This is a genomic window from Hanamia caeni, from assembly GCF_003721595.1.
GTDB classification, from domain to species: Bacteria; Bacteroidota; Bacteroidia; order Chitinophagales; family Chitinophagaceae; genus Ginsengibacter; species Ginsengibacter caeni.
The window spans coordinates 162,093-176,998 of the sequence record NZ_RJJR01000011.1; the positions used below are offsets into that span (position 1 = coordinate 162,093).

The window sequence follows — 14,906 nt, forward strand, 5'->3', positions numbered from 1 at the left end:
TATTAAATTATTTTAAAATTATCCTATCTCTCATGCTCTCACTCTCTCACTCGCTCACTCTCTCATCCTTCACCACCGGAAACGCCGATACCCTGAGCCTTGCGGCGCCCATCGGAATCAGCTCGATTTCCTGCTCTTCAGTATGAACATTCACCGGGCTTTCGGGCAAAACACCACACAAACCATATTTATCTATCGTCCATTCAGGTATTAATTTTCCTTTTGCTTTCAGCATTAGGGGCATATCTTTTTGATCAAAAGGAAAATTACTTGCAGGCCATTGTTTTTTTACAATTTGAAATTGTTCTGAAAGAGGTTTATCATTCAATTCCAAACCATAGTTCCACATGCTGGCCGGATAGATATTGTAGGCGGGCCATTTGGTTTGGTCAGCATCCGGCTGCCATTTTGAATCGCCGATTGCAGATTCTTTACTGCTTACTTTTTGATAATATTCTTTTATTTTAAGAGAAAAAGTAAGAGGGCCATAATTTACACTTACACTGTTTTTGTTTTGCGTCCACAGTTGCAACGACAATTGCATAGGCAACCTAAGCTCAATCACATCACCCTGCTTCCATTTATTTTCAAGCCGGATATAAGAAGAAGGCGAAGCGTGGATACCGACAGGATTTCCATTCACCGAAACTTTTGCTTCCCTGCACCAGCGCGGGATGCGCAGGTATAATGGAAAATTTACCGGTGACGACGTACTTACTTCTATTTTTATATTTTCATCAAAAGGATAATGCGTGGTTTGCTTTAGCACAACAGATTTTCCTTTTTTATCACCCACTTTTGCGGTTACCTCGCTGCTATTGTACATCATCGCCGCAATGCCATTATCGGGTGTGGCCATCCATAAATGCTCTTCATAATAAGGCCATCCCTGCGAATGGTTGTGCTGACAACATCGGCTGCTAAAGGGATTCATCGTTAAGAACGGTCCTGAATTTTCAATGCCCGGAGAATGATCTTTGCTATCGCTGACTACCATGTTAGGTGCGGTAAGGTAACGCAGCCCCCGGAAGTCGGGCATCACTGCAGCAGGATATGTGTTAAATGCAACATTCTCGCAATTATCGGCCCACATAGGATCGCCGGTAATGCCGCTTAATATTTCATCACTTGCCATTTGTTCCACCATGCCGCAGGTTTCTACTGCCTGGCGCGGATCCGTATATCCCTTTCTTGCATCTTCATCGGCCCCAAACATCCCTCCGGGTACTTGTCCATAAATGTTTCTTACCAAATGAAAATTATTATAAGTTGCCTGCAACAGGCTGCTGTCTTTAGTTTGCATGTAATATGTAGCCGGCTCGCGAAAAGATTGGGCAATATTTACATTGTGCCAGTTAGGTAAATTATTTTGTTGATTCCAATTGGCGGTATTCCTAAAAATTTTTGTTCCCAAATCCAGCAAAGATTTTTCGCCCGTTTGATTGTAAAGCCAGTAAATGCTGTAAAGGTTATCACCTCCCCTGCTATTTTCCCAGTAGGTGCGCAATAATAAACTATCCGGAACCGTGGCCTGCCAATGAAAATAATTTGTCATAAACGCAATGACTCTTTTATCGTTGCTGTATTCATAGTAAGATTGAAGACACCAGAGCATAATCATATTTGGCCACAAGTCGGGGATTTTTACAACCTGGTTTTCTTTATTCCGCACAACTTCTCCCGGGCCAAAATATCCATCCTTCCGCTGGCTTTGGAAAACTTTTTCCAGCCATAATTTTGTTTCATCTATAATAGACTTATCATTTAAAATATAACCAAGATCGCCATAGCCCTTTAACCAGTAGGGCACTTCTTCCCAGCCATGATCGCCCTGGCCGGTGCCGCTGAACCAGGCATTATTTTTCTTCTCCAGCCAGGCGCTTATTTCGCCAAGCTTACCTGTTAAGCCATCCCGCTGAAGCTCTAAATATTTTTTAATCCATCCGTTGGGCTTTATACTACCAACAGGAAGTTTTATAAAAACCAAAGGCTGCAAAGGCTTTTTATTGCTGACATAGTGAGCATTGTAAGTGGCTGTGGATGGGCGTTCCACTACGGTTGCTTTAATATGGTCTTGTGCAAAGGAAGAAGAATGAATGCAAAAAGCAAAGACAGTGAAGCAATAAATAGCGTGAATTTTTATTTTCATTCTTATTATTTTAATGCCTTTCAAAGTTAGCTTAAAATGAAAGGAAAGTCAGCCCGTCCGTAATCCCTCTCCTTCGGAAACGAGCTCGCTCTGTTTAAAAATTAAACCTCATCCAACAACCTTTGAATGAGGTTAAGATAATACTTCTGAATAAGAAAACGAGGCTAAATGGAAACCTATTGCGGGACCACTTCATACATTTTTTCATTTACGGCTTTCAACTTTTCAACCGGCATCTTCATCACTTTTCTATCGTAGGTCATAAAGCCGTTTACTTCGCCTTCGACATCGGTTGTTTGTGTATAAACTGCTGCAGATAATCCTGCCCTGATAAGTTCTTCCAGTTTATCTGTCAATGACTGGTATCTTTTAAACAAGCTGTCATTGCTTTTAAAGCTTTGATATCCCCAGTTTTTTTCCTGCCACGTATGGCCTTGTACCGGTAAACCCAATCCTCCAAACTCACCCAGCACCAATGCTTTTTTATCCCCGAAAATATCTGGCCTTGGCATTGCCGGATCAGGATAATTATGTAAATCCTCGATATCTCCTACAGGAAAAAAATTGCCTCCGCTGGCGCTGTTTACGAGGCGGGATGGATCTTTTTGTTTTGTCCAGTTCGTGATGTCAGCAGTTTTAAACTGTCCCCATGCTTCATTAAAAGGCGTCCATACGATAATGCTTGGATAATTGTGAAGCGCATCCATAATTGCGTTCCATTCTTTCCGGTAATAGCCTTCACTTTCAGGAGTGCGATCCCGGTCGGTAGCTCTTCCGAGTACACCCGGCCGTGGTTCCCAATGATTGCCCAAATCGCCGCTGGGCATATCCTGCCATACGAGCATTCCAATACTATCGCAGTAATAATACCAGCGTGCAGGCTCTACTTTAATGTGCTTGCGAATCATATTGAAACCCATTTCTTTGGTTTTTTCAATATCAAATTTTAAAGCGGCATCTGTCGGCGCAGTGTATAATCCGTCGGGCCACCAACCCTGGTCAAGCGGGCCAAATTCAAATAAAAATTTATTATTCAGCATCATCTTTTTAATACCGTTTTCATCAGGCGCAACAGATATTTTCCGCATAGCAAAATAGCTTTTTACTTCGTCCACTGCTTTTCCTTTACGCATCACCGATATTTTTAAATCATACAAAAAAGGATGCGATGGCGACCAGAGTTCAGGGTCAGGAATGGATAAGGTTACTGAAGTATCTGCACCTGTCTTTTCTGCAATTTTTTCATTTTCCTTCCATGCTGAAATGGATAACTCATCTCCGGATTGCATATTTTTTACAGAAGCGCTGATAGCAATATTTTTATTATCAAGATCAGGTGTTTGTTTGGTGGAAGCAATGTAAGTGCCGGGCACCGTTTCCAGCCAAACTGTTTGCCAGATGCCAGTCACAGGCGTATACCAGATGCCTTCAGGCTTTATCACCTGCTTGCCATGAGGCTGGGGACCGTCATTGGTTGGATCCCACACACGGACATCTAATTGTTGCTTCGTTCCTTTTTTCAGAGCATCAGTGATATCAAAAGTAAAAGGATCATAACCGCCTTCATGGCGGCCCACATTTTTCCCATTTACATAAATATCACTCCGCCAGTCAACAGCGCCAAAATGGAGCAATACCCTTTTATCTTTTCGTTTAGCCGGTACCGTTATATCGCGTTGGTACCAGAGTATACTATCTTTTCCAACGGTTTTGCCCACACCGGATAAAGCAGACTCTGCCGCAAAAGGAACCAAAATATTCCCCTGGAAAGTAGTTGGAATTGCATCATTTTCTGAAGCGGGAATAATGGCGTATTGCCAAAGACCATTCAAGTTTTGCCAATCACCTCTTTGCATCAGAGGGCGCGGATAATCAGGAAGTGTGTTGGCAGGATTTACATCATCAGCCCATTGGGTGGTTATATGGCCGGGAACAATTTTCCAGGTTGCTTGCTGCGCTTTTGAAAAAATGGAAAGGAAAAGAATAATAAATAAAACATTAAATTTCTTCATAAGTATTGATTTAAAAAGGAAGAAGCTGTTTTCTTTTAAATAAATGACTTCTTCCTGAATATAAAAATTGTTTTATCGATTTTTTTTGATTGTAAATTTTATTATTAAGTAAATGAATAATAATAAATTTCTTAACCGGGAAGACAATAGTTGTCTTCCCGGCATTTAAAAAGGAGTAATAATTTATTTGGATATTCCTTATTTGATTTGAACTTTTTCAACCGGTGAAAAAATCATATCCTCGATGTTCACGATTTTGATTCCGACACGGGCAAATAAATAATCCTGGCTATTGGCCAAAACCTTGTCAGAAAATGGCACTGTTACCTTCAACGTAATATTACCCGGATCGGTAATTGACCCTCCTGGTAAATCCATGAAAGCGATGTTATCTCCACCTGACACGAATTGAGTTTTGTTGATATATAAACTCACTCTTTCAATATCTTTTGCCATAGCTGGGTCAGTAATAATCTTGTCGGCTTTGAATGATGCATTAATAGTGCTGTCTGAACTATTGAATGAAAATTGGGCATTACGAACCATATAAAACGGCGTTACTTCGAGATCCACTGTTTGATCGCCTTTCATTGTGATTGATAAAGAATCAGGGTTTCCGTTTGCGTCCTGTTTCCACATAAAAGGTCCCTGGCCGTTAGGGATAATCAATTTGTAGTCGCCGTCAAATAAAGCCTGGGAGTAGCTTCCGTTTTGTGCAAATGTTCCGCCGATTGGACCTACTTTTCCAAAACCATATTGATATAATTGATAAGGAACCTGGTTTCTTTCCACCTGGATTGAATCGCCCTGGTATACCAGCCTGCCTGTTAAATAAGATCCGGGAGGCGCATAATTATCTTTTTTGCAGGAAGCAAAAGAAATCATTAGTGCGATAATTGATACATATTTTAAACAAAGCTTCATAAGATTAATTTTTTATTGATGTTGATGATCCGCTACAGTAAAAGGATAAATATTGATATTTTTTAAATTCATGTTCTTTAATTGAGCTATTCCATTTATTGATTAGGTTGCCTTACAATCTTGGGATTGGCGGCAATCACTCCATCGGGGATTTGAGTATAATAATTTCCGATAAGAAAACGATTTACGCCTGTAACCAATGCCGGCAATGTTTCCTTAAACACCCATTTATAATCATCGGGATGTGCCGGATCGTATTGACGATAAGGCCACAAACCCCACGGCTGTGTACTGTGTTTTTTTGCATTACCAATATTGCTTTTTAAATCGCCTAAGGTAGTAGGTACTCCATCCCAGCGATAAGTGGCCAGCCTCCAGCGCTTCATATCGTAAAAGTATAACCCTTCAAATGCCAGCTCCACTCTTCTTTCATGAACGATGCGATCAAAAGTAATATCAGCGGCAGCTAAGGGCGTTGTCAATCCGGCCCTGGCCCTTACCAAGTTCATATATTGCGCAGCAGAATTTGCATCGCCCAATTCAAAAGAAGCCTCAGCAGCATTTAATAATACTTCTCCAAAACGATAGCGTATAAATGCCACTTCACTTCCCTGCCCTCTTCTTCCGGAACCTACTGTTGGGTCAAGATATTTGCGGACATAAAAACCACTTTGGGTTCTTAATTCAAGCCCGTTAATAGGGCCATCCGTTCCTACTACCTGCACTTCGGGACCTCCGGGCACAATAGACTTTAAATGGCCTGACTGGTCACTTGTTACGATTGAGCCATCCGGAAGCCGGTATCCGGCCCAGATATCCACTGTCTGTCCTTTAAATTTTCCACCGGGAAGAAGGATTGTTCCGGCAAGCCGTGCATCCCGGTCGGCAAAAATATCCTGGACATCATCATAGATTATCGGACTTCCGGAACCATTAGTAGTAGCGAAAGGGGCATAAGTATTGTCGAGCTTTTCAAAGTTTTCTGCCAGATTAAGAGAGGGGTCTAATCGGCCTGCATCGCCACCTTCATCAGAAAATGAATAAGGCTGATCGTTTGTGGTGAAGGCATGAGTTTTTCCTCCCTGCTGAAAATCTTCAAAGAAGATAGTTTCAGGGCTGTTCTTGTCCAGAAACACATTGGCAAAATTGTCGGATAGCTGTGCCATGGAAGAACCATCAGGCGCGGTTTTCAACTTATACGCCCCGGCTTCGCCATTGATAAGTTCTTTTGCTGCTCTTAAAGCTATGGTGTAATAACCATCGGCCATGGAAGCCGGGATGCCTACTTCGCCAGCGGGCAGCGACACCTGCGGTGTGGTAGCGCCGTACTTTGCAATTGAGCCTGCATAAAGAGCAGCACGGCATTCCATAGCCAGCGCAGCTCCCTTGCTGGCCCTTGATTTTTCATTAATATCAGAAGGTAAATCATTTTTGATGGCTTCCGCTTCACTGATGATGAAGTCGTACATTTCAGATTCTTTGGCCCTGGGCACCTGAAGGTTGTCTACTTTGCCGCTATAGTCGTAATCCAATGTTTGCAATACCAGCGGAACGCCGCCATATCTTTTTGTCATTTCGAAGTAGAAGTTGGCCCTGAGAAAGCGGCCTTCTGCATAAAATCTTTTTTTATCAGCATCTGATAATTTTTCTGAAGCGCTGTCGCGCTGAAGAAATAGATTCAGGTCACGAATATATCGATAGCTGTCAGTCCAGTTGAGGCCCCAGCTATCATAGTTCCAGCCTGTGCGTTGAACGATATATGCGCTTCCGTTTTCTGAAGGGAAACTTTCACTAAAATCCGCAAAAGTTCTCCAGCCATCTCCATCCAAAGAACTAAAGTCAACCTGCCTGTTATATAAATCAGCAAGTACAGAAAGTACCAGCTTTGGATCACTGAATACCTGGTCGTTGGTTAAGAAAGTGTTTGGCTGCACATCCAGGAAGGAACTGTCTTTTTCACAACCCCATGCCGTGATCATCACAACCGCTGTTAATATTATTGAGATTCTCTTTTTCATTTAAATTATTTTTTCCGGATTTGAATATTATAAAGAAAGGTTGATACCCACGTTAATCACCCTGTTTTGTGGAAACTGGAGGCCGTTATCATCTACGCTTTCAGGATCCACCCCATAACTTGCAAGGTTATCAATTGAAAAAAGATCATATCCATTAATATATACTCTTGCTGATTGAATTTTCACCCTGTCAAGAACCGTTCTCGGTAACGAATAGCCAAGCTCAATCGTCCTGGCGCGGAAATAAGTAACATTATGCAACCAGAAAGTTGAATTTCTTTGGCCAGCCACTTCATAATCACTGTGGCCAAATCCGGGATTGTACCTGTTAGCCGGATATTTTCCAGGAATCCATGCGCTATTCGGGTCATAAATATTTGCCCTGTGCCACCTGTCTTCAAAAATGGCATTCAGGTTTCCATTATTCTGGAAAGCCCAGCGCTGTTCCCAGTTCTGGAACCATGAGAAACCGGAGGCTCCTGAGAAGTCAGCATGAAAATCAAATCCGTTATAGGCAAGTGAAAAATTAAATCCAAAATTGATTTGAGGCTGTGCGCCATACGCGTAGCTTATTGGGCGCTGGTCGTATTCATCTATTTTGCCATCGCCGTTTATATCTTTATAAATCAGATCTCCAGGCAAAAGCGTTCGGTTTCCCTGCCCATCAATGTCTACTTTATAATTATTGATTTCATCCTGTGATTTAAACTGTCCTATATAAATATAGCCCCAGTCTTTATCCGTAAATCGTTCTTCGCCGGAATTCCGGTATTGATCCCACGAATTATTAAACAACGGATTATAGGAGTTAAGAAATTTAGACCGGGTATAGGATAGATTACCACCTACTGTAAAGTTTACTTTGCCCGCTCGTCCAAAATAATTTAAAGAACCTTCCTCGCCATATTGCGCATCCGAATTTATATTCTGATCTGCCAGGTCGTACCCAACTTCTTCAGGAAGCAATACATCGTTTTTGGGCCCCGGTAAGCCGGTTCGTTTTCGATAAAACCAATCAAATGTTCCCGAAAGTTTTCCGTTAAGCAAAGTGAAGTCCATGCCCACATCCGTTATTTTACTTTTTAGCCATGACAGGGTAGTGACGGGTACGCCTTTATCCCTTGAGGCAGGAATTATTCTTCCATCCAAAATCGCATTTCCCTGTGTGCCGTAATTATATCCTGAAAGGAATGCAAATTGAGCAACTATAGGTTGATTTACGTCATAAGGATTTCGGTCGTCACCCAAAATACCATAAGAAGCCCTTAATTTTAAAGAACTGATCACGTTCGTTTTATTACCAAGCATTGCCTGAAAAAACGGTTCTTCGCTTATTCTCCAACCTACAGATCCACCTGGAAAATAGCCTACCTGATGTCCCGGGGCAAATAAGTAAGAAGCATCACGCCTTGCGGAGCCTTCGATTATGTACTTGTTATCGTAGCTATAAGTAATACGGCCAATATATCCGATACGGGCTGTTGTATTATCCTCATCAGTATATTGATCGATAATCGGATACGTAACCAGCGGAATAAAATTGGATTGAGGATTAGCGTGCAGCCAGTTCCTTAAATAATGCTCTTTTATTCTTTCTGCTACCAAGGTAGCGCCTATAGTACTTTTTCCAAATGTATTATTGTAATTCGCCTGCAACTGCAATGTTGTATTGATATGCTTGATCTGCTCGCGGTCGCGCCATGGATTGGTGGCCCCTCCCGTTCTTTTGTAAGTACTATCAACATAAGTGTAAGCATCATACGTATATTCCTGGTTATTTTCCAGTTCGTCAGCCATGTAATAAGAACCTAACCCTTTTATCGTTAATCCGTTCACCCATGGAATGTCCCAGTCTATATGAAAATTGGTTTGAATTACGCGCCAATCCGATCTGAATTTACCAGACAGGTTATTATTTAAAAAAGCGTAGTTTGATTCCAGGTGATCGCCCAGGTCGTTAAGATAAGCCGGGTTGTCATTAGCGTAAGGCCTTTCCTGTGGCGTATTTCTCAATACAGCGAGCCTTGCCAAAAAGTAGTCATCTCCGCCGGGCACACCGGGATTTCTTCTTGTTTCTACGCGGCCGTTAATGTCAAAGCCAACTTTTAGCCCGTTGGTTAATTTGGCAGTTACATTGGATTGAATGTTAGTGCGGTTAAAATTGTATTCTTTTCCCAAAACAGAATTTTGAAAAAGATTGGTTCCTGAAACATAATAATTTACTTTATCGGAACCACCGCTGATATTGACATTGACCGAACTTAACGGTGCTCCGTTATTATTTAAAACATAATCCCTCCAGTTAAAGCTCCTGTAAATAGGGTTAGTTAAGTTTTTTGCATCAATCAAATCCTGTGCGCTGATGCCTGTTTGTGGCACCCAACCTGTATCCGAATACAAAAAGCCATTTGAATTTATTTGCGCATCTGCTTTGTAATATAAGAAGTCTGGTGTATTGGTAACTACTTTAGGAAACCGGAAGAAGCTTTGCCAGCCGTTATAGGCGTTTACATTAATATTATTGCGGCCTGTCCTTCCTTTTTTGGTAGTAACCACTACCACGCCATTGGCAGCTCTAACTCCATAAATAGCGGCAGAGGCGTCTTTCAACACTGTAATACTTTCAACATCATTAGGGGCGAGGTTATTGAACTGGCCTTCATCCTGCTGAATTCCATCTATTACATAAAGAGGGCTGCCCATATTACGGATCTGGATGGATGCGCCAGCTCCGGGACGGCCCTCAGCCTGGCGAAATGTTACGCCAGGTAGTTTGCCCGCAAGCGTAGTGCTGACTGTTGAACCGCCATGAACACGCTCAATATCCTTGCTGGTAACGGTGGAGATGGCACCGGTTAAAGATTCTTTTTTTTGCGTACCGTAACCAACAACTACTACTTCATTCAGCCCCGTAATATCAGGTTGCAATTGTACATTTATTGCAGTTTGCCCAGAAATGGAGCGGGTTTCGGGTTTCATGCCAATGTACGAGAACTGAATACTTTTATCAGCCGCCGTCACAGGAATGGAGTAGGTACCGCCTTCCTGTGTTACCACTGTTTTTTTGGAATGATCCGCAGTAACGGTTACACCAATCAGCAAATTGCCGGAAGTATCGCTTACGATTCCGGACACCACAGTTGTGTTCTGGGCACGGCCTAAAGAAGAAATCAGCATAAACAGGGAAAAAAGAAAAATTCCCTGAAAATGCCAACTAAAATTTCTTCTCCGGGTATTATCGTGCCGTGCTCTGTTCATTGTTTGCACGCCAATTTTCATAATCCAGGTTTTAATTTCTAGTAGATAATGCATATACGTTTGTTCAAACTGTTGTTTTGTTCATGATGTGTAAAAGCCTAATACGTTAATTGTTTGTCGCAATACTTTAGATGCGGGCTGCCATTTTATCTGAAATATTTTCTATTGGGTTTTGCCCTCCTTTTTCATCATAGAAAAAGTTTTCTAAATCAAAGTGTGAAATAAGTGATAAAAATCGGGTTTTGTTATTCAGAGGGTATCAAAAATTGTACGTTTTGTTTCATTTTTCTTAACAATTACATTTCATAAATGAAAAAAATCATCAGTGAATAGATTTTTTATTTTGAATGAGAGGGCCTTGCAGCTGTGGAATAAATCATATTTTCAATTAGCAGTAAACGGACAAATTTTGCTATTTTACATTTTCAAAGTAACAGTCTTTATATGAACTCTACCATTGCCAAAACATTATATGTGTTCTTTTTGGTATTGTTGTTAATAAATGTCCGGGGTAAAGGCCAGCCATATTATTTCAGGCATTTACAGGTAGAAAACGGGCTTTCAAATAATACCGTCTACTTTATATGCCAGGATTCAAAAGGATTTATTTGGGCTGCAACAAAGGATGGCCTTAACCGGTTTGATGGGGTTCATTTTAAAGTTTTCAGGATAGACAATGAAAAAAATAAAAAGCAGCCCGGGGCAGATTATATTTTTTGTATCAACCCCCGAAAAAATGGATGGCTGTGGATCGGAAGCCAGCAGGGGCTTTACCAATATAACCCGATAAAAGAGAAGCTTGAGCCTTTTATTGATTCGTTAAAAAATATTTATGATATCACGATAGACAGGGAAGGACAAATGTGGTTTATTTCTTCGTCCACTGTATGCCGATATAACTTTACAACAAAAAAGCTGCGTCAATATGCTCCATCTGATTTTTTCTTCGCAACTACTCTTTGCCTGGCAAAGGATGGAACTATATGGGCCGGAACTCAACATGGCTTTTTAGAAAAATACAACCCTCAAACAGATTCATTTAATGCATTTAATATATTTTCGAATTCGCCAAACCCTAACAGCAAGTGGATCCAAAAAATCCATAGCGGCGATAGCAATCAAATTTTCGCAGGCACAACAAGTCAGGGTCTTAAGATTTTTAATACTGCCAACAATTCATATAAAGATGTACTTACCTACAACCCCGACAAAACCACCATTTTTGTGAGGGAAATTTTGCAAAATTCAAAAAAAGAATATTGGATTGCAACGGAATCAGGAATATTTATTTATAATACGGAAAGCAAAACTTTTACGAATCTTAAAAAAAATTTCCAGGACCCTTATTCATTAAATGATAATGCAGTTTACGCGCTTTTTAAAGACGCCGAAGGTGGAATATGGGCCGGCACTTTCTTTGGTGGCATTAATTATTATGCAAAAGAAAATGGCGCTTTCAAAAAATATTTTCCAAACGATTCAGAAAATTCTTTAAGTGGAAATGCAGTAAGGGAAATTTGTAAAGATAAATATGGAAATTTATGGGTAGGCACCGAAGATGGCGGCCTTAATAAAATAAATAATGCCACGGGTGCCATCACTCATTTTAAGCCAACAGGCGAAAACGGCAGCATCGCCTACACAAACGTGCATGGTTTGCTTGCCGACGACGATAATTTATGGATAGGAACTTTTGAACATGGCATTGACTTAATGGACATACAAACTGGAAAAGTGAAGAAGCATTATTCCGTTAAGCAGGGCAATGGCCTTAGAAGTAACTTTGCGCTTTGTTTCACTCGTACCAGGGAAGGCAAAATTATCGTCGGTACAAGTGAAGGACTGTATTATTATGACAGGCCAAAAGACGATTTTGTTTTATTTCCCCAGGTACCTGTCAATTCATTTATCACTGCAGTTACAGAAAGCAGCGACAAGGTAATCTGGGTAGCTACCAATAATAACGGCGCCTTTTGGATTGACCTTGTATCCGGTGCCCACGGTCAGTTTCAGAATATAAGCGGCAACAAAAATTCACTGAATAGTAATTATCTGAATGATGTATTTGCAGATAGTAAAGATAACATCTGGTTTGCTTCAGAAGGCGGAGGCATCTGCAGCCTGGACAGCTCGCGCAAATCTTTCACCCGCTACTCAACGGCCGATGGCCTCCCCAGCGATTTTGTTTTTAAAATAATTGAAGATGATCAAAAAAGCATGTGGGCCACTACCTCCAATGGCTTAGTAAATTTTGGGCCTCATTTTCAAAACCCGATTGTGTATACCAGGGCAAATGGATTGCTGGGAAATCAGTTTAATTATCATTCGGGGTTTAAAGATGAAAAAGGCTGTCTGTATTTTGGCTGCGTCAAAGGCATGATTTCGTTTTCTCCAAAAGATTTGGCAAAGAGCCGGTATTCACCGCCATTGTATATTACAGGCATCCAGGTTTTTAATAATGAATTGAATCCCGAGGATAGCGATTCAGTTTTAAGCGAATCCATTATTGATACAAAAAAAATAACGCTTCCTTATCAGCAATCTTCTATCAGCTTTGATTTTGCGGCCTTAAGTTACCTGTCGCCCGAAATGATTCAATACAGGTATAAGTTAGAGGGCCTCGATAACTCATGGACCAAAATCAAAGCCAACCGCAGGATATATTTTACCAATCTATCGCCTGGTGATTATCAGTTAAAAATAATGGCATCCCTTAACGGTACGTGGGATAATAAAAATATAAAAGTGCTTACTATCCGCATCAATCCACCGCTGTGGGCTACCTGGTGGGCGTATGTATTGTATGCATTAGCGGCAATCGCTATATCATTTTATTTTATCCGCAGCTTCCGTAGAAGGCACCAGGAGAAAAAGGAAAAGGAAATATATGAAAGTAAAATTGAATTTTTTACTAATGTGGCGCATGAAATACGAACGCCGCTTACATTGATAAAAGGCCCAGTTGAAAATCTTCTTGAAAGAAGAAATGAAATGACTGGTATGGAGGAAGACCTTGAGTGCCTGGATAGGAACACGAACAGGCTCATACAATTAATATCACAAATCCTTGATTTCAGGCAAACAGAGATTAAGAATTTTTCGCTTGATTTTACCCGGGTCAATATGAATGAAACGCTTATGGGCACTTTTACAAGATTTAAAATTTTAGCCCAGAAAAGGAACCTGGACTATCAAATTAACCTGCCCGCAGATGAGATATATACTATGGCGGATGCTGAAGCTATTCAAAAAATTTTGAGTAACCTGTTAGCCAATGCCGTGAAATACGCTGAAAAAATTGTTTATATAAACTTATTGCCCGCACAAAAAGAAAGCAATTCCCTTGTGATCATTTTTGAAAATGATGGATTCATTATAAAAACAGAAATGGCTGAGAAAATATTTGAACCTTTTTACAGGTTAAAAGAAACGAAATATCAAAAAGGGACTGGCATAGGCCTGGCGCTGTCCAGGTCGCTTACACAATTGCACAAGGGTAGCCTGAGAATGACTTTTGTGCAAAATAATTTAAATACCTTTGTACTAACGTTGCCGCTTGAGCCAGAAAAAACCCAGCCGAGAGTTACAGTGAAGAAGGAACTGCAAATCATAGACAAATAAATTATTGCATGCTACCCCCCATTTTAATTATTGATGACGAGGAAGATATACTTGACTTTCTGGAGAGAATTTTAAAAAGCCGCTATCATATTTTGAGATCTGAAAGCGCAAAAAATGCTTTACAAATTTTGAAGTCGGAAGCAGTTCAGTTGATCATTTGCGATGTGATGATGCCGGAAATGGATGGCTTTGAATTTTGTAAAATCATCAAATCAGAAGTGGAATACAGCCACATTCCTGTGATCATGCTTACGGCCAAAAGCACTATTCAATCCAAAGTAAAAGGACTGGAACTGGGCGCCGATGCCTACATTGAAAAGCCTTTTTCTAAAGAACATTTGTTTGCGCAGATATCCAGCCTGCTGGCCAACAGAAATATGGTAAGGGAATATTTTGCAAGCTCGCCGCTGGTGCATATGAAAAGTATGGCGCACACCAAATCTGATGAACGCTTTTTAGAAACCCTGAACAATACGATTGCGCAAAAGATTGAAGATACCGACCTTGACGTAGAAACGCTTGCAGCGATGATGAATATGAGCCGCGTCACCTTATATCGAAAAATAAAATCAATTTCAAATCTTTCACCGCTAGAGATCATTAATGTAGTTAGGCTAAAAAAAGCGGCTGAACTATTGGCTGGCGGCGACCACAAAATGTATGAAATCGCTGCGATTGTGGGGTATAGCTCACAATCTAACTTCACGAGAAATTTTCAAAAACAATTTAATATGTCACCCACGGAATACATGCATTCCTTACGGCAGAAAGAATAATACAGTTGATGGATACATCAAAAAAAAAATTAAAAGAAAAATTTACCTTAATTGCTCTCTTCAAACATCCAAAAGCCCTACATGCCAATTTAAAATGTGGAAAAGAAACAAGTTGAATATAAATTGCAACTTCCTGAAAAATTAGTGC

At 40.7% G+C, this 14,906-nt stretch carries 7 protein-coding genes; 2 read left to right on the top strand and 5 right to left on the bottom strand.

What is annotated here, in order from left to right; translation table 11 throughout:
• Window positions 1-46: 46 nt before the first annotated feature.
• From EFY79_RS13700 to EFY79_RS13720, 5 genes are all read right to left on the bottom strand, one after another.
• The gene (locus EFY79_RS13700; RefSeq protein WP_123121286.1) at window positions 47-2,149 is read right to left on the bottom strand and encodes a beta-L-arabinofuranosidase domain-containing protein; all 2,103 of its coding nucleotides are present in this window, start codon (window positions 2,147-2,149) and stop codon (window positions 47-49) included.
• Between the two features lie 176 nt (window positions 2,150-2,325).
• Window positions 2,326-4,161, bottom strand: coding sequence for a glycoside hydrolase family 2 protein (locus tag EFY79_RS13705; RefSeq protein WP_123121287.1), 1,836 nt, complete (start codon window positions 4,159-4,161; stop codon window positions 2,326-2,328).
• A gap of 198 nt (window positions 4,162-4,359) precedes the next feature.
• Window positions 4,360-5,085 (bottom strand): DUF3823 domain-containing protein, encoded by a 726-nt coding sequence (locus EFY79_RS13710; RefSeq protein WP_123121288.1) that lies wholly within the window; start codon window positions 5,083-5,085, stop codon window positions 4,360-4,362.
• 95 nt (window positions 5,086-5,180) lie between these two features.
• Window positions 5,181-7,103 carry a RagB/SusD family nutrient uptake outer membrane protein gene (locus EFY79_RS13715; protein WP_123121289.1) on the bottom strand — a complete coding sequence of 641 codons (1,923 nt, stop codon included), beginning with the start codon at window positions 7,101-7,103 and terminating at the stop codon, window positions 5,181-5,183.
• A 27-nt stretch (window positions 7,104-7,130) separates the two neighbouring features.
• The gene (locus EFY79_RS13720) at window positions 7,131-10,382 is read right to left on the bottom strand and encodes a SusC/RagA family TonB-linked outer membrane protein (RefSeq protein WP_233578005.1); all 3,252 of its coding nucleotides are present in this window, start codon (window positions 10,380-10,382) and stop codon (window positions 7,131-7,133) included.
• 423 nt (window positions 10,383-10,805) lie between these two features.
• On the opposite strand from EFY79_RS13720, the gene EFY79_RS13725 reads away from it, so the two are divergent.
• On the top strand, window positions 10,806-13,982 hold the full coding sequence (locus tag EFY79_RS13725) for a ligand-binding sensor domain-containing protein (protein ID WP_123121290.1): 3,177 nt from the start codon (window positions 10,806-10,808) through the stop codon (window positions 13,980-13,982).
• An 8-nt stretch (window positions 13,983-13,990) separates the two neighbouring features.
• Window positions 13,991-14,758 (top strand): response regulator transcription factor, encoded by a 768-nt coding sequence (locus tag EFY79_RS13730; protein WP_123121291.1) that lies wholly within the window; start codon window positions 13,991-13,993, stop codon window positions 14,756-14,758.
• Window positions 14,759-14,906 lie beyond the last annotated feature (148 nt).

Excerpts from the sequence above, each read along its gene's own strand:
- EFY79_RS13700 (WP_123121286.1), bottom strand. The coding sequence starts at position 2,149 with ATGAAAATAAAAATTCACGCTATTTATTGCTTCACTGTCTTTGCTTTT.
- EFY79_RS13705 (WP_123121287.1), bottom strand. The coding sequence starts at position 4,161 with ATGAAGAAATTTAATGTTTTATTTATTATTCTTTTCCTTTCCATTTTT.
- EFY79_RS13710 (WP_123121288.1), bottom strand. The coding sequence starts at position 5,085 with ATGAAGCTTTGTTTAAAATATGTATCAATTATCGCACTAATGATTTCT.
- EFY79_RS13715 (WP_123121289.1), bottom strand. The coding sequence starts at position 7,103 with ATGAAAAAGAGAATCTCAATAATATTAACAGCGGTTGTGATGATCACG.
- EFY79_RS13720 (WP_233578005.1), bottom strand. The coding sequence starts at position 10,382 with ATGAAAATTGGCGTGCAAACAATGAACAGAGCACGGCACGATAATACC.
- EFY79_RS13725 (WP_123121290.1), top strand. The coding sequence starts at position 10,806 with ATGAACTCTACCATTGCCAAAACATTATATGTGTTCTTTTTGGTATTG.
- EFY79_RS13730 (WP_123121291.1), top strand. The coding sequence starts at position 13,991 with ATGCTACCCCCCATTTTAATTATTGATGACGAGGAAGATATACTTGAC.